Annotated in this window: 20 protein-coding genes; 3 read left to right on the top strand and 17 right to left on the bottom strand. The window is 59.6% G+C overall.

All coding sequences use genetic code 11. The features are described 5' to 3' along the window. Nucleotides 1-10: 10 nt before the first annotated feature. From O7A70_RS30650 to O7A70_RS30595, 12 genes are all read right to left on the bottom strand, one after another. Nucleotides 11-1507 (bottom strand): class I SAM-dependent methyltransferase, encoded by a 1497-nt coding sequence (locus O7A70_RS30650; RefSeq protein WP_337143677.1) that lies wholly within the window; start codon nt 1505-1507, stop codon nt 11-13. Nucleotides 1508-1543: 36 nt separating this feature from the next. After that, nucleotides 1544-3367 (bottom strand): rhamnan synthesis F family protein, encoded by a 1824-nt coding sequence (locus tag O7A70_RS30645; RefSeq protein ID WP_337143676.1) that lies wholly within the window; start codon nt 3365-3367, stop codon nt 1544-1546. 82 nt (nt 3368-3449) lie between these two features. Further along, nucleotides 3450-4610 carry an acyltransferase family protein gene (locus tag O7A70_RS30640; RefSeq protein ID WP_337143675.1) on the bottom strand — a complete coding sequence of 387 codons (1161 nt, stop codon included), beginning with the start codon at nt 4608-4610 and terminating at the stop codon, nt 3450-3452. Next, a complete protein-coding gene (locus O7A70_RS30635; protein WP_337143674.1) occupies nt 4586-5626 on the bottom strand; it encodes an NAD-dependent epimerase/dehydratase family protein in 1041 nt (346 codons plus the stop codon). Before O7A70_RS30635 ends, O7A70_RS30640 begins: the two co-directional genes overlap by 25 nt. A gap of 30 nt (nt 5627-5656) precedes the next feature. Next, nucleotides 5657-6088, bottom strand: coding sequence for a DNA-binding protein (locus O7A70_RS30630; RefSeq protein WP_337143673.1), 432 nt, complete (start codon nt 6086-6088; stop codon nt 5657-5659). Nucleotides 6089-6394: 306 nt separating this feature from the next. Then, nucleotides 6395-7273, bottom strand: coding sequence for a dTDP-4-dehydrorhamnose reductase (gene rfbD / locus O7A70_RS30625; RefSeq protein ID WP_337143672.1), 879 nt, complete (start codon nt 7271-7273; stop codon nt 6395-6397). Next, nucleotides 7270-8340: a dTDP-glucose 4,6-dehydratase gene (gene rfbB, locus O7A70_RS30620; protein ID WP_337143690.1), complete on the bottom strand. Its 1071-nt coding sequence runs from the start codon at nt 8338-8340 to the stop codon at nt 7270-7272. Before rfbB ends, rfbD begins: the two co-directional genes overlap by 4 nt. Before the next feature lie 29 nt (nt 8341-8369). Then, nucleotides 8370-8924: a dTDP-4-dehydrorhamnose 3,5-epimerase gene (rfbC, locus tag O7A70_RS30615; RefSeq protein WP_337143671.1), complete on the bottom strand. Its 555-nt coding sequence runs from the start codon at nt 8922-8924 to the stop codon at nt 8370-8372. A 2-nt stretch (nt 8925-8926) separates the two neighbouring features. Beyond that, on the bottom strand, nt 8927-9808 hold the full coding sequence (gene rfbA / locus O7A70_RS30610) for a glucose-1-phosphate thymidylyltransferase RfbA (protein WP_140717955.1): 882 nt from the start codon (nt 9806-9808) through the stop codon (nt 8927-8929). 239 nt (nt 9809-10047) lie between these two features. Next, a complete protein-coding gene (locus O7A70_RS30605; RefSeq protein WP_337143689.1) occupies nt 10048-10860 on the bottom strand; it encodes a class I SAM-dependent methyltransferase in 813 nt (270 codons plus the stop codon). Between the two features lie 101 nt (nt 10861-10961). Then, nucleotides 10962-11987, bottom strand: coding sequence for an NAD-dependent epimerase (locus O7A70_RS30600; protein WP_337143670.1), 1026 nt, complete (start codon nt 11985-11987; stop codon nt 10962-10964). 95 nt (nt 11988-12082) lie between these two features. Further along, on the bottom strand, nt 12083-12673 hold the full coding sequence (locus tag O7A70_RS30595) for a biotin transporter BioY (RefSeq protein WP_027145919.1): 591 nt from the start codon (nt 12671-12673) through the stop codon (nt 12083-12085). 113 nt (nt 12674-12786) lie between these two features. On the opposite strand from O7A70_RS30595, the gene O7A70_RS30590 reads away from it, so the two are divergent. After that, nucleotides 12787-13695: an MBL fold metallo-hydrolase gene (locus O7A70_RS30590; RefSeq protein WP_337143669.1), complete on the top strand. Its 909-nt coding sequence runs from the start codon at nt 12787-12789 to the stop codon at nt 13693-13695. Between the two features lie 68 nt (nt 13696-13763). Here the strand turns inward: O7A70_RS30590 and O7A70_RS30585 are convergent, their stop codons facing one another. Together O7A70_RS30585 and O7A70_RS30580 are read right to left on the bottom strand one after the other, a co-directional pair. Then, nucleotides 13764-14549, bottom strand: a complete 786-nt coding sequence (locus O7A70_RS30585) for a DUF1499 domain-containing protein (RefSeq protein ID WP_337143668.1) — start codon at nt 14547-14549, stop codon at nt 13764-13766. An 80-nt stretch (nt 14550-14629) separates the two neighbouring features. Then, the gene (locus O7A70_RS30580; RefSeq protein ID WP_337143667.1) at nt 14630-16258 is read right to left on the bottom strand and encodes a fatty-acid--CoA ligase; all 1629 of its coding nucleotides are present in this window, start codon (nt 16256-16258) and stop codon (nt 14630-14632) included. Nucleotides 16259-16579: 321 nt separating this feature from the next. Here O7A70_RS30580 and O7A70_RS30575 point away from each other — a divergent pair, with 321 nt between their 5' ends. Next, nucleotides 16580-16933 carry a hypothetical protein gene (locus tag O7A70_RS30575; RefSeq protein WP_140510466.1) on the top strand — a complete coding sequence of 118 codons (354 nt, stop codon included), beginning with the start codon at nt 16580-16582 and terminating at the stop codon, nt 16931-16933. 130 nt (nt 16934-17063) lie between these two features. After that, nucleotides 17064-17453 carry a DUF427 domain-containing protein gene (locus O7A70_RS30570; protein ID WP_337143666.1) on the top strand — a complete coding sequence of 130 codons (390 nt, stop codon included), beginning with the start codon at nt 17064-17066 and terminating at the stop codon, nt 17451-17453. 94 nt (nt 17454-17547) lie between these two features. Here O7A70_RS30570 and O7A70_RS30565 read toward each other — a convergent pair whose 3' ends face one another. From O7A70_RS30565 to O7A70_RS30555, 3 genes are read right to left on the bottom strand one after another with little or no spacing between them, the layout of a single operon-like run. After that, entirely contained in the window at nt 17548-18288 is a 741-nt protein-coding gene (locus tag O7A70_RS30565) for a polysaccharide deacetylase family protein (protein WP_337143665.1), read from the bottom strand. Then, nucleotides 18288-18428, bottom strand: coding sequence for a hypothetical protein (locus O7A70_RS30560; RefSeq protein ID WP_181166758.1), 141 nt, complete (start codon nt 18426-18428; stop codon nt 18288-18290). Before O7A70_RS30560 ends, O7A70_RS30565 begins: the two co-directional genes overlap by 1 nt. 29 nt (nt 18429-18457) lie before the next feature. After that, nucleotides 18458-19558, bottom strand: coding sequence for a glycosyltransferase family 9 protein (locus O7A70_RS30555; RefSeq protein ID WP_337143664.1), 1101 nt, complete (start codon nt 19556-19558; stop codon nt 18458-18460). Nucleotides 19559-19617: the final 59 nt, after the last annotated feature.

Raw genomic sequence — 19617 nt, 5'->3', positions numbered from 1 at the left:
CAGTTGAAAGCTATTCTGCAATGGTCGAGGCAAATGCCCCCTGGAAATGAAAGTCAGGACTGTCGTTCTCGACACCGATTCGCAGTTCGCGCAAATCGGTCGATAGCTTATATGCAATTGAGTATGTATCGTGCCATCTCCTGAGACGGCAGTTTTTCAGGCTCGCTAGATCTATGGAGTCAACCTTCGTGCCATTAATAGAAACGGCAAAGCAGGCCCCATCACCGCTGAATACTAGATTGAGTTCATCGACATCCTGAATGTTAGGTCGGGCGGTCCATTCCGACCGGGCTTGTCCTAAGACAACCGAGGGCGAATACCAAAAAACCGGCGGAACAGAGACCCTTATCCAATCGGGCCAATGAGGTGAGATATAGTTAGTCTGTTGGGTATCGGAAGGATTTCCACTAATAACTGTGTCGACCCAGGAACGCGAAAAGCTGCCGGCCGGAATACCATCCACATTCGCTGAAAGATGGCCGAGCAGCGCGATTTCTTGGAACTGCAAGGGCTCCATGTTGAGTGTCTCGCAATTGAATGAGCTAACCGGGAACCCGTACTGAGCAAGCGGTCTTGACAGGCCGAATTGCAAGTCATGGTAACTTACGCCTCGACCGAGGCGATAGAGTTCTTCCTCGCCAGTTTCACTTTCCCATGAAGAAAGATTATCGGCCATTTCTCGCCTGACCATTTCGGCCTTGGCTAGGGCGTGGGCTAGTTGATCGGGAAGCCAGTTAAAGAAATGCGTTCCAGTCGTGTGGGCATCGAAGGGCAGAAGGCGGTTTGGTGCCTCCATCAGTATGACGGTCCCACCGTCGGCGATTACCTGATCCGCCAGGCGCATAATCTGGGGGCGTTCATCAAGTGTCAGATGCTCAACAACAGCGTAGAGGACCAAGACATCGATCTTGCCCGGAAGGTCGTAAAGACCCGGGCTCCGCAGAATCTTCGCAGCGTTATCGCAGATGAACTGGGTGTTATTCGCTCCGATAGATTGAGCTCGCCTCTTTGCGATCTCAATCTGGTCGGGAAGTAGGTCCACTCCGACGTAACGGCCAAAGAGATCGTTCACCGCCAGCGATTTATTGCCGTTTCCACAACCGATTTCGAGTGCAGTTTTTTCGGGTCCGGACAGGTTATGTCGCTGCAACATTGTCCTTAGGTAGAAAATAGCTGTTGAAATTCGGTCAAGATCATAGGCAGTGGCGCCAGCGGATCGCAGCGGCTCGTAAAACTGTCGATATTTATCCAAAGCCGTCTTTCGTATTGAATGCTTATCAAAACTCCAGTTGTCCCCTCGAAAAAAAGCACCTGGGTCGAGACCGCGAAATGAATCAATAACAGGTGGTACAGAGGCAGACTGAGTATCGCGGTCAACCAGGTCGGGTGCGCTTGACGGCTGTTTGTCGGCTGTATTGAATTCTTGACCATCCGCACCAGGTACTCCCAAAGACTGCGCAATTTTGGGCGACTTTTGCGAAGATCGTCTGAATAAGGAAAAAATCACAAGTTCTCCATTGGTATGGAATTGCCACAACTAACCCTAAGGCGGGCTTATCCTCCGCAGACCACGGTAGAGCGGCCTAAGGAGCCTGAACGCCATTGGCGATCTAGCCAAGATTGACCTCTTGATCGAGAAGATGAGGCCACGAAAGGATCTTTTCACTCCTAGATTTCCGAATTCTGCCGGCGATCCATTTGCGCACATTGTTTGCAATTTGGCCTCCAACATTACGTAGTTGTGAGCAGCATGCCTTGCAGTCATCACGTGTCGGAAGGTATATCCGGCGTCGATTGCAACATAGGCTATGATCCGCTCTATGGCATGGACCAGGCTCCCATCCCGATACTGCATGTTAGCAAAACCGTCCCAGCTCCAGCTATATGCGAAAAGCTTCCTCAGAGCGGCGGGGCGGAACCAATACATTCCACCGTAAGGTGCAACGGGACTATTTTCGTCAAGATGTACCATCAGGCCGAGCTGGTTGGCTAGCTTTGCGACATTGGCTTTATTGCCAAACCATGAGTTTCCCATCGTCGGATAGCCAATGTGTATCATTGGCGGCATAACGAGACCAAGCGCCGGGTTGCCAGCAAAAAGCTCAAGCAAATTTTCAACATATCCGGGAGTATGAAGAAGGTTCTCAAAAGTGTGGAGTTTGAATAGTTCTCCCTTTGTGCCATCTTGGGGAGATCGCTTGGAATGAATTCGGCAGATCAGATCGTACCGGTCATCGAGCACGTAGTCTCGGCACCCGATAAGGAGAGCGGAGGTATCCCTACCGTCGTTCTGAACCACCAGAACGGCCACGTTCCTGGCGTTCGCCGCTTTCGCGACTGCTTTTCGGATCAACGCCTGTTTGCTTGCGTCGTCGGTCGTAATGATCAGATCGTAGCCCTTCGGTACGTTTTCGGCGTAGCCCAGAACCTCGTCGATCATGTCCACGTGATACACATGCGCAAGAACAGCTATCCGATAGCTGTCCCAATTTCTTTGCGCGCCAACATGCACATCCGGAAGGACGGAGAGCAACGCGGCGTTGCCATTCAGCGTGCGAGGAGGGCCCAGGCGGCCAACGCTCTTCCATATTAGCGATAAATCATAGTCTGACTGCCTCTCTACGATCTCCAGGGCACGTGGCAAGTTAATGGCCTCGCGCTCGAGAAACAGCGTGTCATGGAAAAAGAGGCGCTTCTTCAGGATCGGGCTTCGGTCCTCAAGCGTTTTGTCTGGCTCCATCAGAACTGGATACGGGGTCTTATACCGTTCCGGATCGAGCAACACCGAACAGGTATAGCCCAAATTTTGAAAACGCTCTGTGAACACCGTTTCGTGCTTCGCAACTGAATCCGTATAGGAGTTAATGGGCGCCATCCGGGTCCAATAGTCACGAAACGCCTTCGACTGATGCAAGGACCGGCGCACTGCGATGAAGTGGGAGTTGAGATGGAAGGGCAGTTCCGACTTTTTGACGTCGATCGGGTTGGGTCTCATCGCCCTGTGGGCGGAAATCCCCCAAAAATCACAGTGACGCTGCCCCATCTCCGAGAACATTTCCGTGAAGGGGAAGATCGGTCCATAGAATGTGTGGTTGAAAAACAAAACCTCATCGAAGTGTGAAAGTTCATCCCACCCGATATGTTCCAGGGCAGCCCGATAGGCCCACACATCGAACCCTTTGTTCTCCCTGATCAGGAAGTCATCGACAGCTTCAGAAAGACGAGATTCGGCTTCTTTGTCTACTCGACCGTTGCAGACCACTACGACGTGCTCGACAAAAGGCCTTATCGACGCAAGCAGGTGAAAATAATACTCGTCCACCTTGCCACGCGGATCATAGTAAAATGCGATTGCCAAACGCTTCATCGATCTTCCTTGCCTTGCGTCCTTGAGCAACTCGCAACGGTCGCCAGGAGAGCCTCAGCCGCGTTTCCGGTGGACTAATTTGTCAGTTCCTGACGGCCTCCGCCACAACCGCTTGGCTGCTCAGCGGTTCGACGTTCTTAAGACCGGCAACTCGGGACGAGAGGCGCTTGCCCCATTTGTTGATTGGATCCTCGACGAAATAGTTCATGAGAAAGGCTGCCGGGATCACTAAAGCCAAAATCATCGCCAAACTGAGAGCGAAGGCAACTGTTTGACTTGCTACCAGTGCCTGGATCGATCGCATGGTCGGAATGAGAGTGACGATGACGGGCGTGTGAAGAAGATAGACGGAGTAACTGATTCTTCCCAACCATGCCGAAACTGGATTGACGATCATGGCAATAGGAGCAAGGCCAAGACCGACCACCAATGCGCCAAACATCACCCCTTCCCAATAGTATTTGTCGAATAGCGCGACCTTGTTTGTAGTGATTGCAAAAAACAGCACAGGCACTGACGCCAGGAGAGCCAAGCCGATCTCTTTTCTGTCCGGGCGCTTTTCCAGCAACGGCAGAGCGTAGAATGCAACGAGACCGAATGTGAAAATTGGAGCTCGATAGAGTATTGAATATAGATAGTAGTTGAATGGATCGTCAACGAACAAGCTTACAGTCATAAAGAACACAGTCGCGACGCCAATAGCAATGAATAGCGCGAAAGTGGCGAGCGCCACTCCTTTCAATCGTCGGTATAACAAAGGGAAGAGAAGATAAAAGAGCATTTCTACTCCTATTGTCCAACCTGCCGGCACGAGAGAGGTTTGGTAACCTGGCACGAGATTGAAGACAAATGTCAGGTTCAGTAGGATTGATTTGCCATCGATCACTACCCCGCTGAAATTGTGAATGCACATGACCAGGATCATCAAATAGAATAGAGGGGCGATCCTGAAAAAGCGACGCAGCGCAAACCCAAGCATTGGATGAGCTTCACGGTCATGAACTGGCATACTGAGGCATAGCGAGAATGCACTCACGACGAAAAACAGTTCCACTCCCATAACGCCATTTACGACAAACACATCGAGAAACGGCGCGACCTGGAGGCGCGGAGACGGGAGCATCGCTACGTGCACAACCACGACCCAAACAGCCGCCAGTCCACGCAGCGCGTCTAGGAAGTGCACCCGTTTTGGAGTTGCGTCGCGAGATGCCCGCATTAGCCAAGCTGAGAATTGATCCATTCGGAAAGGTTCCAGATTCCTTCTTCGACACCCCGCAACGGTCGCCATTCCAGTTCGCGCACCGTCCTGCCAATGTCGGCGACGGCACAGCGTACATCACCGTTGCGGAACATGCCGTTGACGTGCGGCTCGGGCGCCCCATACCGCTTCGCGACGATTTTCGCCAGATCAAGAACCGTGGTCTTGGAGCCCGTGCCGACATCATAGGCGAGCGATTGCGACAGATTCGTTGTCGTGGCCTTGTCGATCGCGGAGGCAACATCGTCAATGAACACAAAATCCCGTCCGATATCGCCATCTTCATAGATCGGGATGCTCTTGCCTTCCTTGGCCATCCTGATGAACAACGACACAATTCCCGTGTAGCTATTCGTCAAGGACTGGCCGGGGCCATATACGTTTTGAAGACGAAGCACGTTGACGGCCGTTCCGAATGACAGGGCCCAGGCCCGCAATATCTGTTCCTGGGTTAGTTTGGTCGCCCCGTAGATACTGGTCGGATTCGGTATCGTTTTTTCCGCATCCATTGGGAGAGGTTCATGGCCGGGAAAATCCCACTCCGCGCGCTCGAGCTGCTGCTTCGATCTCTGGCCCGGATAGGTTACTTGGCCGGTCCCCCTTGAACGCCATGCCCCTTCTCCGTAGACGGCGCGGCTTGACGCCAGGACAAAGCGCTCAGGAACATGCGATGCCGTGGCGAAAGCGTCCAACATGCGGGTTGTGCCAAGGACGTTCGCTATCGCATGGCGAGAGCCCTCTGTGAGTGACTGTCCGGTGCCCGTTTCAGCCGCAAGATGCACCACAACTTCGGGCCGGGCGGTTTCCAACGCCTGCGTCCAGGTGGAAGCCTCGGTCACATCCGCAATCACGAGTTCAACGCGCGGATCAAGTTCGGCGGGACGCTTTCGCTCAGCGTGAATCTGCGGGTGCAAGATGTCCACGACGATTACACGACCGAAACGATTCGCCAATTTGGTGGAGAGCGCACAGCCAATGAAACCGGCTCCGCCAGTCACTACACATGTTTCAGACATTCAGCATACCGGTTATTGATCTGGCTGTTCGTTACCATCGTCGATCTCGAAGTCCTGGTAAATCTCGGTCATCAGCCGATTCTGTTCGTCTTCCTTGGCCTTCAGGCTAAGAACATCCCCGAGCGTACAACGCCTGTGCGTGCCGACGTAGTGGAACGGCAGCCGTCCGTCTTCCATCCGGCGGACGACAAGCGGCCGCGATAGGCCAAGGATCTTGCCCGCCTGGCTGGGAGACAGTTCCGTTCCAAGCGGCCCGTAAGCAACCCCTCCTCGTTCCAGGGCTGTATTAAGAAACCTGGCAAGCACTGAAGCGATCTGCGGATCGAGGGTCACCGGGACACGCTTCCTCGCTCGGCCCAATTCCCGCAACGAACCCAATGCATCCTCCGCTGCCCGGCGAAGCCCGCCGTCAAAGCTCTCAAAATTCAGATGCCCGGTTCCCATGTGATCACCTCATATCTGAAATAAGTGAAATGAGCGCAAAGGTCAATTGCTCTGCGCGAACGCGATTAGGTGACTCATGTGGGGCCGGACCCGCGTCCACGCCTACAAAAAGCTGCACCACAACAATCTCTAACCAGACGCCAAATTTGACGACATACGAGCCGCCCGAATAGGTTTGACATGCGTTCCAAACGCCACAAATCGGCGCTGTCCATGGAATTGTTGAGGCGATCGACTGCTAGCCCGTTCGCCGCTAGAATTCCGGATTCAAGCTGAGATCCCGTGGGTCTTTTCGCGGTGTCCGTGTCAAGAAAGCCGACGCACCACCGCTTCCGTCGACTGCCGCCAGTCCGGCGCGTTCCATCCGAACACACCCGCGAATTTCGCGCTTGATAATCGGGAGTTGGCGGGGCGGCGCGCCTTGGTTGGGTAGTCCATCGTTGTGATATCCCCTACCCGCGCCCAAGGACCACCAGACTTCAGGCTTGTGTCGAGGATATGACGGGCAAAGCCGCTCCAGTTGGTCTCGCCGGTGCCGGCCAGATGATAGGTGCCGAACGCGGCGAAGTCCTTGTCGCGGTGCAGCATGGCGGCCGCATGCAGGATCGCGTCGGCGATATCTAGCGCCGATGTGGGATTGCCCCATTGATCGGCCACCACCGAAATCTCGTCGCGGTCGGCGGCGAGCCGCAGCATGGTTTTCACGAAATTCTTGCCGAACGGGCTGTAGACCCACGCGGTGCGCAGGATCAGGTGGCGCGGGTTGGCGGCCGCTACCGCCTGCTCGCCGGCGAGCTTGGAGGTTCCATAGACACCGAGCGGCGCCGTCGGGTCGGTTTCGACATAGGCATCGACCTTGGTTCCGTCGAAGACATAGTCGGTCGAAAGATGGATGACGGGAACACCGAGCCGCGCCGCGGCCTCCGCCACCTTGCCGGCGCCGGTCGCGTTCACCGCAAAGGCCAGATCGGGTTCGTCCTCGGCCTGATCGACGGCGGTATAGGCGGCGGCCGACACGACGAGATCGGGCTTCGCAACCGCGATGACGTCGATCACGGTGTCGGGTCTTGCCAGGTCGAGCTCCGGGCGACCGAGGGCGACGACCTCCACGCCCGCGCGCGCCTGGCCGGCCTCGAGCAGGCTCGCCGCGACCTGGCCGTCGCGTCCGGTGACGAGGAGCCTCACGCGCCCACCTTGCGTGCTTCGCCCAGCCTTTCGCCGGCATAACGCTGTTCGCGGATCGGCCCCCACCACCATTTGTTGTCGAGGAACCAGTCCACGGTCCTGGCAAGGCCGCTGTCGAAATTCTCCCTGGGCGTCCAGCCGAGCTCGCGGCTTATCTTGGAAGCGTCGATGGCGTAGCGGCGGTCGTGGCCGGGGCGATCGGTGACGAAGGAGATCAGCTCGCGATAGCGCCTGCCGCCGGCGCGCGGGCGCCTGGTGTCGAGCAGGTCGCAGATCGTCTCGACGACGGCGAGGTTGGTGCGTTCCGAATTGCCGCCGACATTGTAGCTCTCGCCCGGATGCCCTTTCGTGGCGACCAGTTCCAGGGCACGCGCGTGATCCTCGACGAACAGCCAGTCGCGCACATTGGCGCCGGCGCCATAGACCGGCAGCGGCTTTTCGTCGAGCGCGTTGAGGATGACGAGCGGGATCAGCTTCTCGGGGAAATGATAGGGGCCGTAATTGTTCGAACAGTTGGAAAGCACGACCGGCAGGCCGTAGGTCTCGTGCCAGGCGCGCACCAGATGGTCCGAGGCCGCCTTAGAGGCGGAATAGGGCGAGGACGGCGCGTAGGGCGTCTCCTCGACGAACATGCCGCCGTCGAAGGGTAGATCGCCGAACACCTCGTCGGTGGAGACGTGATGGAAGCGGAAGCGGGCCTTCCTGTCGTCGGGCAGGCCACGCCAGTATTCGAGCGCGGCATTGAGCATCTTGTAGGTGCCGACGATGTTGGTCTCGATGAAGGCGCCCGGTCCATCGATCGAGCGGTCGACATGGCTCTCGGCGGCAAGGTTCATGACGATGTCGATATCGTCGCGGCGCAGTATGTCGAGCACCGCCCTCTCGTCACAGATATCGGCCTGGGCGAAGCTGTAATTGTGGACATTCTCGATCGGCCGCAGCGAGGCCAGATTGCCCGCATAGGTCAGTTTGTCGAGGTTGGTCACCCGGTAGGCCGGATTGGCGCACAGATGCCGGCATACCGCCGAACCGATGAAGCCGGCACCGCCCGTCACCAGAAAATTCATCCCGCTGTCCTTATGCACCACGCGCTCCATCAGGCGAACACCTCGGCCGCGGCCAGCATAGGCGCCTTGAGGTCCTTGTCGGAAAGCTGGAACCCGCCGGCCAGCGACGGCCATTCTATGCCGATGGCAGGATCGTCGAAACGGATCGACCGGTCATGCTCGGGCGAATAGGTGTCGGTCACCTTGTACAGCACCTCGGTGTCGGGCACGAGTGTGACGAAGCCATGCGCGAAGCCCTTTGGCACCAGGATCTGGTTGCCTTTTTCGGCCGACACTTCGAGGGCGACCCATTTGCCGAAGGTTTTCGAGGCGCGGCGGATGTCGATCGCGACGTCGAGAATACTGCCACGGATAACGCGCAACAGCTTGTCCTGGGCGCGCGGCGCAAGCTGGTAATGAAGCCCGCGCAAGACGCCCGGGGCAGCGGAATAGGAGTGATTGTCCTGCACGAAAGTCAAATCAATGCCGGCCTGCGAAAAGCGCTCGGCATTGTAGGTTTCCATGAAGAACCCGCGTGCGTCGCCATGGCGTTTCGGAACGATTTCAAGCACCCCGTCGATGCCCAGGGATCTCACCTCCAGCATCTCTAGCCCTCCGAAAGATCGACGACACGCCGGCGCAGATAAGCGGCGTATTCATTCTTGCCCAGGCGGGCTGCGCGCTCCAGCACCATGTCCGCCGTCAGCCAACCCTGTTCGAAGGCGATTTCCTCCGGGCAGGCGACCTTGATGCCCTGGCGATGTTCGATCGTGCGTACGAAGGAAGAGGCTTCGTGCAGGCTGTCATGGGTGCCGGTGTCGAGCCAGGCATAGCCGCGTCCCAGCCGGTGAACATGGAGCTGGCCGCGCTCGAGATAGACGTTGTTGACCGCCGTGATCTCGATCTCGCCACGCGGCGAAGGGCGGATGGTCGGGGCGATGTCGACGACATCATTGTCGTAGAAATAGAGACCCGTGACGGCCCAGTTGGACTTCGGTGTTTGTGGCTTTTCCTCGATCGTCAGCGCGGTTCCGGTCGCCTTGTCGAAAGACACCACGCCATAGCGCTCGGGATCCTCGACATGGTAGGCGAACACCGAAGCGCCCCTCTGGCGCGATGCCGCGGCGCGGCAAAGCTGCGACAGCCCGTCGCCAAAATAGATGTTGTCGCCCAGGATCATCGACACGCTGTCCTTGCCGATGAAATCGCGGCCGATGATGAAGGCTTCCGCGAGGCCATTGGGTTGCGGCTGCTCGGCGTAAGACAGTGCCAGCCCAAAATCCGATCCGTCGCCGAGTAAACCACGGAAAGCGGGCAGATCACGAGGCGTCGAAATGATCAGAATCTCTCGTATTCCCGCGAGCATCAACACGCTCAGCGGATAATAGATCATCGGCTTGTCGTAAATGGGAAGAATTTGCTTAGAGACTGCTAATGTTAGTGGATAAAGACGTGTTCCACTGCCTCCAGCAAGGATAATTCCTTTCAAAAAGCTCTCCTTGACATGCCAAAGCCCCCGGCCCTGAGTGCCTGTGCTTAGGTTTCATGCATTGGCTTGTCAATGCGGCACACGACAAATGCATCGACCATGTTGAATACCGTCCATCGACGGGCACCTCCCGCTTCGGCCGAACCCGTCTGATCCCATCATGGCAAAGGCCGAGGCCGTGATCACCGATCGCACTTTCGGCTTTATCGAGGACGGGCTTAGGGCAGATGTATCAACACCTAGGCCACAGCCATGATCACATATGCCTGGATTTTGGCGGCAACTTCGCCGTTGCCATGTCTGTCTGCAATGGCGGATGCCGCGTAGTCGGTCGCGGCGTCCAGTTTTCCAGCGTCCCTGGCCTCGATTTCGCTGCGAAGAACTGTGCCTTGGCAATAAGCGACGGCCGGAAGGCGCGGCGAGGATGCGCGGCTTTGTTCGGCTCTCGTCTCGATCGCGACATCGGAGAAACCCGCGTCCTCCAGATCGCGGCGGATCAGCACCTTGTCGTGGTAGCCGTGCGGCGTGCGTGCCAGGAAGCGCGGCGGATCGTCGGGGAAAATCCTCGCCAGCGCATTGGTCACGTCATCGGCGAACACATTCTCCTCGATGCGATCCCATACGTTGAACAAGAACCGTCCTCCCGGCTTCAGCACCCGCCTGGCTTCGCGGTAGGCGGAGCTGCGGTTTGGAAAGAACATCGCACCGAACTGACAACAGACGAGATCGAACGCCGCATCCTCGAACGGCAGCGCCATCGCATCCGCCTGGCGCCATTCGATGCGGCTGTCGGGTGTCTGCCGCGAAGCGGCGTAGTCGAGCATCGGCTGGTTCAGGTCGGTCACGACATAGCTTGCGTCCGGGGATAGTCTTGGTGCCAATGCGCGGGTGACGACCCCGGTGCCCGCAGCGATTTCCAGGACCGCGCCTGGCGACAGCGCCGCGGCTCGTTGCGCGATATCCACGGCGAACGGCTCGAAAATCAAGGGCACCATGTAGCGGTCGTAGTTTTCCGGAATCGAGCCCGCGAACAGCTTGTCCGTTTCCAACATGGCAATCCCCACCATTTGATGACTTGGGAGACTAGCACATTTTTTTGGTCCCGGTCCTTTTCGACCGAAGGCCGGCCTCTACGCGGCCAAGAGTGCGTTCATCACGCCCGCCCAAAATAACCCTGGTACCACTCGACGAACCGCCCCACCCCCTCCGTGACGGAGGTGCGGGGGCGGTAGCCGACCGCCGCTTGCAGCGCCGAAGTATCGGCGAAGGTGTCGGGCACGTCGCCGGCCTGCAGCGGCAGGAGCTCGATGACGGCCTTGCGGCCGAGCGCATCTTCCAGCGCCTCGACATAGGCGGTCAGTTTCACCGGGTTGCTGTTGCCGATGTTGAAGATGCGCCAGGGCGCGCTGCTGGTCGCCGGATCCGGATGGCCGGAGTCCCAGGCCGGGTTGGCCGCGGCAGGACTGTCGCTGGCGCGAATCACGCCCTCGGCGATGTCCTCGACATAGGTGAAGTCGCGCGTGTGGTTGCCGTTGTTGAACAGCTTGATCGGCTCGCCGGCCAGGATGTTCCTGGTGAACAGGAACAGAGCCATATCCGGTCGCCCCCAGGGACCGTACACGGTGAAGAAACGTAGCCCCGTGGTGGGCAGGCCGAACAGATGGCTGTAGCTGTGCGCCATCAGTTCGTTGGCGCGCTTGGTGGCGGCGTAGAACTGCAAGGGATGGTCGGCCGGGCGATGCTCGGAAAACGGCATGTCGGTATTGGCGCCATAGACACTGGAGGTGCTGGCATAGGTCAGGTGCCCGACACGGTTGCTGCGGCAGGCCTCGAGTATGTTGGTGAAAGCAACGATGTTGCTCTCGACATAGGCGCGTGGGTTTTCCAGGCTGTAACGGACGCCTGCCTGGGCGGCGAGATGGATCACCCGGTCGAAGGCGTGGTCGGCAAAGCAGCCATCGACCACGCTATGGTCGGCGAGATTGCCGTGGATGAAATGATAGCCGGCATTGGTGCCGCGGCTCGCCTCGGCCAGGAGCCGCAGCCGCGCCTGCTTGATCTCAGGGTCGTAGTAATCATTGATGCTGTCGATGCCGACAACCTCGTCACCGCGCTCCAGGAGCCGCCTGGCGACATGATAGCCTATGAAGCCGGCAGCGCCGGTGACCAGAACTTTCATCACAAAGGCCCGTCCGTAACATGCCTGGTGAACAGGCCCGAGCTGACCGCAGGCCAAGCTCCGGCCCGGAGTGATCCGGGTCGGATGATCTCAAATCAGGAGCGCTTCAGCAATGACCAGACGGCCGGCACGAGGCTGGCCGCGAGCGCGACCTTGATCAGGTCGCCGACGATGAACGGCACGACGCCGAACTGCCAGGATTTTTCCGGACCGATGAGCAGCGCCAGCCAGGCGAAACCCATCGCCATCATGACCACTTCGGCAACCAGCATGGCGTTGAAAAGCTTGATCGGATGACGGTCCCAGCCGCGGTCGGCGGCCCAGCCGACAATCGCGGCCATGACCACGAAGCCGGCGAGATAGCCGCCGGTCGAGCCGAGCATATAGGCGATGCCTACGCCTTTTTCCGGCGTGCCCTGGAAGACCGGGAAGCCCATCGCGCCTTCCGCCATATAAAGCAGCAGGGTGGCGACGCCGAGCCGCATGCCGAAGGCGGCGGCGATCAGGAAGACGGCGAGCGTCTGCATCGAGATGTCGACAGGCCCGAGCACTACCTTGGTCTTGGCCGAAAGGGTCAACAGCAGCGTCCCGGCAATCGCCAGGACAAACTGCGTTGCCAGTCGCGCGGCACCTTCTTGCGGCAAGGCCAGAAAAACAAGCGGGCGCGTCGTCGTTGCGGTTGTCATGGTCTTCCCCATTCAATCTTGCCGCGAACCAACAATCGCGGCTTGCGTTTTTCTATATTTGCTTGCGTGCTATGCGGCAATCGGTTTTGCCGTTCTTGGAATAATGTGGCGACATGGCCCTCAAATTCGATACCAGTTTCGACCCCGCTTATGGCCAAGGCGTAAGCATGGCCCCGGACGTGCAACGCGTCACGGCTGGGAATCCCAGTCCCTTCACCTTTCATGGCACCAACAGCTATGTCGTGGGCCGCGACACGCTGGCGGTGATCGATCCCGGGCCGGATGACGAGGCGCATCTTCAGACCTTGCTCAACGTGATCGCCGGCCGGCCGGTCAGCCACATTTTCGTCAGCCACACGCATCGCGACCATTCCCCGCTGGCGGCCCGGCTGAAGGAGCGCACCGGCGCCCAGGTGCTGGCGGAAGGACCGCACCGGCCGGCGAGGCCCTTGCATATCGGCGAAACCAATCCGCTCGACGCCAGCGCCGACACCGCTTTCGTTCCCGACATCGCTTTGCCGGACAGTGAACTGGTCAGCGGCGATGGCTGGGCGATCCGGACGGTCCTGACGCCCGGCCACACCGCCAATCACGCGGCATTCGCGCTGGAAGGCACCGGCATCCTGTTTTCAGCCGATCATGTCATGGGCTGGGCAACATCCATCGTCGCGCCGCCGGACGGGGCAATGGCCGATTACATGGCATCGCTGGACCGGCTGATCGAGCGCGGCGATCGCCTGCTGCTGCCTGGCCATGGTGGACCGGTGGCTGCGCCGCGCGCTTTCATGCGCGGTCTGAAGACCCATCGCAAGATGCGCGAACGAGCCATACTGGAACGGATCAGAGCCGGTGACAGGACTATTCCCGCCATGGTCAAGGCGATCTACAGGGATACCGATCCCCGGCTGCACGGCGCCGCCGGCCTGTCGGTGCTTGCCCATCTGGAGGACCTGGTGGAACGCGGCGTGGTGGCGACGGACACTGCCCCCGCCATGGATGGCGTTTTCACGCCGGGCCGATAGGCCTGCCCGCCCGCCCACGGTGTTCACTCGACCATCGTCGCCGGCGTGCAATTCGCCCGAAAAAATGGCTATTGGGCCGGCGCCGCGCCGACCTGGCCGGCGACTTCCTGATCCAGTTCCGCCAGGAAATCGGTGATGCGCGCGGCATTGTCGCCAAGATCGTGGCGGCCGTAACGCGAGGCAGATCGCATATCAACAATGACCGTGTCGCCGTCATCCCTCACGCGAATGGCGACGTCCGCAGGAAGGCCAAGAACGAAGCTCGAGGCGATGGCGGTAATGGTCACCTCTGTCTGCCCGGCGAATTCGGGATAAGGCTCCGAAAGGTCCCAGCCGCGCCGGTCGAGCACCGTTTCAACGGCATTGACGACGGTCTCGAATGGCAGGTCGTAGGTGCGTGCGGTGACCAATGGATAGCTGTCGGTCTGAAATGTCTGCTCACCCGGCGTCGGCGGGGACAGCACGTTCATGTCCCTGGTCCGGTCACCGACATCGAGCGCGGGCGGTTCATCGAAATCGGTCGAGATGTCGCGCAGTGGCGGATAGATCGTCGCCCAGTAGGCGGCAACGCCGTAGGGGGTGAGCACCAGCAGCGCCAGCAAGGCGCCGACGGTGAGATCACGGCCCCCACGGTCACCAAAATTCCACAGCCTTGCAAAGGCCAGGCCGGCGAACAGCAGCGCCAGCGCCGCCAGCAGGGCGACAATGCCCAGCACCCACAGGAACACCGGCGTTTGAACGAGGCCGAAGCGATGGCCGACAAAGTTCGTCAGCAAAAGCACCATCGAAAAGGCAGCCGTGCGCCGCGACCAGCCGGCAGCCTTCGACGTTTGCCGTTCGGGAATGCTAACCATTATGCTCTGCGCTGCCCCAACCCGGATGGAGGTTTAGTGCCTTTTTGCGGCGGCTTGAAGCCGAAACACGCAACATCCCCTCAATCCGTCGGCAAGCGATAGTCCCTGAACTGCTGACGCAAGGTGATCTTCTGGATCTTGCCGGTGGCGGTGTGGGGTATCTCGTCGACGAAGGCGACGTCGTCCGGCATCCACCATTTGGCCACCTTGCCATCCATGAAATCGAGAATCTCGGCCTTGGTCGGTTCCTTGCCAGGCTTGGCGACGACGACCAGCAAGGGCCGCTCGCCCCATTTCGAATGCTGGACGCCGATCGCCGCCGCTTCCGCCACATCGGGATGGCCGACAGCCAGATTTTCCAGGTCGATGGTCGAAATCCATTCGCCGCCGGACTTGATGACGTCCTTCGCGCGATCGGTGATCTGCATGTAACCGCCGGCATCGATATGAGCGACGTCTCCGGTATCGAACCAGCCATCCTCATCGAACTGCTCCGCGCCCACACCGCCATAATAGGCGCGGGCGACGGCCGGTCCGCGTACCTTGAGCCGGCCAAACGTCTTGCCGTCCCAAGGCTGCGCGTTGTCATCGTCATCGGTCACCTTCATTTCGACGCCGAAAGGCGGGTAACCCTGCTTGCCCTGGACGTCGAGCCTCGCCTCGCCGTCCAGGCCTGCATAGTCCGGCTTCAGGGTGCACAGCGTGCCGAGCGGCGACATTTCGGTCATACCCCAGGCGTGGATGACCTGGACACCGTACTTGTCCTGAAATTTCGCCATGATCGCGCGCGGGCACGACGAGCCGCCGATCACGACCTTGTTGAGATGGGGAAGCGTCTTGCCGGTCTCTTCCAGATATTGCAGCAGCATCATCCACACGGTCGGCACGGCGGCGCTGAATGTCACCTTCTCCTGATCGAGCAACTCATAGATCGAGGCGCCGTCCATTTTGCAGCCAGGCATGACCAGCTTGGCGCCGGTCATCGGCCCGCTCTGGCCAAGGCCCCAGGCATTGGCGTGGAACATCGGCACCACCGGCAGGATCGTGTCACGCGCCGACAGACCCATGGCGTCGGGCATGGCAGCGATCATGGCGTGCAGCACGTTCGAGCGATGGCTGTAGACGACGCCCTTTGGGTCACCCGTCGTGCCGGACGTATAGCACATGCCGGCCGCGGTGCCTTCGTGAAAGGTCTTCCAGGCGAAGTCGCCATCAACCTCGTCAAGCCAGTCCTCGTAGGCAACGACACCGGGCAGGGTCGTTTGCGGCATGTGCGCCTTGTCGGTGAGCACGATCACCTTCTTCAGCGATTGGACGGCACCCGCGATCTTCTCGAGCAACGGGATGAAGGTAAGGTCGACGAAGACGGCCTTGTCCTCGGCGTGGTTCATGATCCAGACGATCTGTTCGGGAAACAGGCGCGGATTGAGGGTGTGGTAGATAGCACCGATGCCCATGATGCCGTACCACGCCTCGATGTGGCGGGCGGTGTTCCAGGCCAGTGTCGCGATGCGGTCGCCTAACGCAAAACCGTCGCGCTCCAAGCGCTGGGCGACCTTGAGGGAACGACGATGGATGTCGGCGTAGGTGGTGCGCACGATCGGTCCCTCGATCGAACGCGACACGATCTCGCGCACACCATGCTGCCTTTCGGCGTTGTCGATCAGCTTGTGGCACAGTAGCGGCCATTCCTGCATCAATCCCAGCATGCCGTTCCCTCCCTCACGCTTTTCACGTCGCGCTTTTGATCGCATTGTGAAGCGAACCGGCGAATTGTCCAGCCACCTACAGGCGCAGCGGACGAAAGTCGGAGTTCGACCTGTATTTGGCAAACGATTGAATCCGGACGCTTTTTGATTTCGTTTGGCGGGCCTTGCTGCCATTCGAGTGACAGGGGCTTCAAATCCATTACGTCGACGCAAACTCTCGTGATCGGACCAACCGCAAAAAAGTGTCATAATCCGGCCATCGTCGGTGTTAAGGTTCGTTAACGGGCAAAGGGGTGCGATTGGCGACTGAGAGAGGTTCGCATGGACGCGCTCGACGATAAGGTTCTCGAGAGTACGCTTGCCGAAAGCCTGGCCGATCTGGTGCCGGACGAAAAGACTGTTTCCGAAGACGAGTTCGTAGAGGTTGTCGGCGGCGCGCTGGAAGCGGTCGGCGGCACGCTGCTGTTCAAGATGTGCGTCCAGAACGAAGGGGAAGGCCAGCATGTCGCGGCGGCATCCGTCGGCGATGGCGGCAATCGCCAGTTCCTGCTGCTCACCTTGCCAACCGGCGGCGGGGCGCTGAAAGTCGAGACCATTTCCAGAAGCAGCAATCCGGTGGCGGGCATCGCGGCCGCCTATGCCGGGCTGATGGATGCCTTCAAAACCGCCGCCTGAATTTCCGCGGCCACGAGAAGGCAATCTTCGCGCCACGCACGGGCGCATGGCGTCTGTTTTGTTTGTGACTACGGGTCTTGCGCAATCCGGCCGTCCACCACACTTAAGGTCGGGGCAAGGAGGAACCAGCATGGACAAGATCGCCAACCCGGCACCCGGCTTCCAGCGCAATCCCGACAAGATCATCACGATAGAGCCCTATTCCGGCACCGTCACGGTCCGCGCCGGCGATACCGTCATCGCGTCGTCCGCGAGGGCGAAGGTGCTGACGGAGGCCCCCTACCCCGCCGCCTTCTACATTCCGTTCACCGACATCGATTTCGACAAGCTCAGCCGAACGGACCACGCGACCCACTGCCCCTATAAGGGTGACGCCAGCTATTGGAGCGTGCTGCCGGCGGGCGAAGCGGGCAATGACGCGATGTGGGCCTACCGCCAGCCGTACGACGAGATGACCGAGATCCGCGACCACGGCGCGTTCTATGCCAGCAAGGTCACCATCGAAGCCAAGCCGGACTGAACGCTTCGGCCCGACGCACTTAAGGGTGCATTGAGATTCAGATCAGGCCCAGTCGTTAGAGCGGTTCGGCGGTTCTATCAAACACTGAACCGCCCTACTCAGTGGTGCCATGATCGCCCGTCCCGTCGGCGTCGTCGAGCCGCACGAAGGTCATGCCCTTGTCCTTGAGTGCCAGCAAGCCCTGCACCACGCCCTCGCCGGCGGCGTGGGTCGGCTGGTTGATGTGCGAGATAATGACGTCGCCATCCTTGGCAGCGGCGATACGCCTGGCGGTTTCCTTGGCGCCGAGCAGCGAGCCGCCGTCGCCATTGATCGAGAAGCCGGCAATCTTGAAGCCCAGCTTGCGGATCATCGCGATGGCCGAGGGGCTGTATTCGGCGGTTGCGCCACGGAACCATTTCGGCGCCGGCTCGCCGGTCGTGGCCAGAGCCGCGGCCCCTGACTCGACCTCGGCGAGCACAGCCTCCGGGCTGCCGGCGCTGCTTATGCCATAGATCTTCCGTGGCGTGTCGACCGCCGGAACATGGCGGCCGCCGTGATTTTCCAGTTCGAACAGGTCGGGATGCGCCCGCATGATCGCGACGGCCTCGGCGTTGCGCTTCAGCCAGATGCCGGTGACGAAAATGGTGGCCGGTATCTTGTTGTCCACCAGCGCCGAGAGAATGCGCGTGTCGGTCTTGCCGCCGCAGGCATCGAGCGTGAGCGCAACGCGCCCGGTTCCGCTTGCAGCCGGCTTGATGTGCAGCGTGGGTTCGACCAGCGGCGCGGCATGGGCACCGGATATCAGCGCCACCGACATGGCGATCGTGCAGAGATGTTTTTGCAGCAGACGCATCAAACCAAATTCCCGAAACCAAATTCCCGGCTGGCGACTTCAAGCCGCCATCCCAAAAAACCTGCATGAAGGCGGAAATCGGACGAGGGATAGCAGAAAAACGCCTGGCGCGGCAATTTGACTTCCGGCTTGGTGAACATTCGGCGACAGTCTTGCGGACCCATCGCCCTCAGACAACGCGTTCCTTTTTCAGATCGGTGCGTGCGAGGATCTCGCGCACGGCGTCGACGACCGGCTTCACCTCCAGACGCCAGACACAGCAAGCCTTGCTGGGGTCGGACCGGCGACACAAATCCCTGGCCACGCAATCGCAGGGCATTGACGGCCGAAGCGCGATGCTGGGCACGCCGACAGGTCCCCAGCGCGACGGATGCGTCAGGCCGAAAAGGCCGACAACCGGGGTGCCCGCGGCAGCGGCCATGTGCATCGGGCCGCTTTCGTTGCCGAGAAACAGCCGGGCCTGTTCCAGGACCGCCAGCAGGCTCTCGAGCGAAAGCGCTCCGACCAGGTCGACCACCGGCGTCGCGGTCCCGGAAACGATCCGCGCGGCGGTTTCACGTTCGCCTGGCCCTCCCACCAGGACGACGCCCAGTCCCGTTTCGGCCGCAACCTGGTCAATCGCCTCGGCAAACCGTTCCGGCTGCCATTGCCGGCCCTTGAAACTCGCGCCCGCATGGACGGCGACGAAGGCGTTCGGGTGGATATCGTGCGTGCGCAGAAGCGCCAGGGCTTTCGTGGCCTCGAATGTCGGCGGCTGGATGCTCGGTACCGTCACGCGCAAATCGATGCCGAGTGCTTCAAGAGGGGAGAGATAGCGATAGACAAAATGCTGCCCGCCAAACCCGTATGGTTTGGCAAACACATTGGCGGGCTGCCGCTCGAGCAGCTTCAGCGGCCTCTCGGGAGGATTGTAGCCAACACGCTTCCTGGCGTTGACGAACCCGCTGACGACCCGAGAGGTCTTGGAATCGGTCAAATCGATCGTCAGATCGAAGTGGAAGCGGCGCAGCGCCCGCACCACGGCATAAAGCTCTTTTCCACGCTCCAGCGGGTTGCCCCGCATGCGGGCCCGCCTGAACGTAACCACCTCGGAAGCGATGCCATGCGCAACCACGAAGCTCTCGAAGTGGGCTTCGCAGAGGAACACGATCCTGGCACCGGGAAATTCGAGCTGCAGGTTCCTGGCGAGCGTCGAGGCGAGGACGATATCGCCTATGAACTTCGTTTGAATAATCAGGATCGAGCGGAACGGAGCGGGTGATATCTGCAACGTCTGTTTCCGGAGACAATTGGCGGTCATCCGCAAATTGGTCGCAAACAATGTCGAGA

Source organism: Mesorhizobium sp. Cs1299R1N1 (assembly GCF_037179655.1).
GTDB classification, from domain to species: domain Bacteria; phylum Pseudomonadota; class Alphaproteobacteria; order Rhizobiales; family Rhizobiaceae; genus Mesorhizobium; species Mesorhizobium salmacidum.
This window is presented reverse-complemented; position numbering and strand designations above follow the sequence as displayed.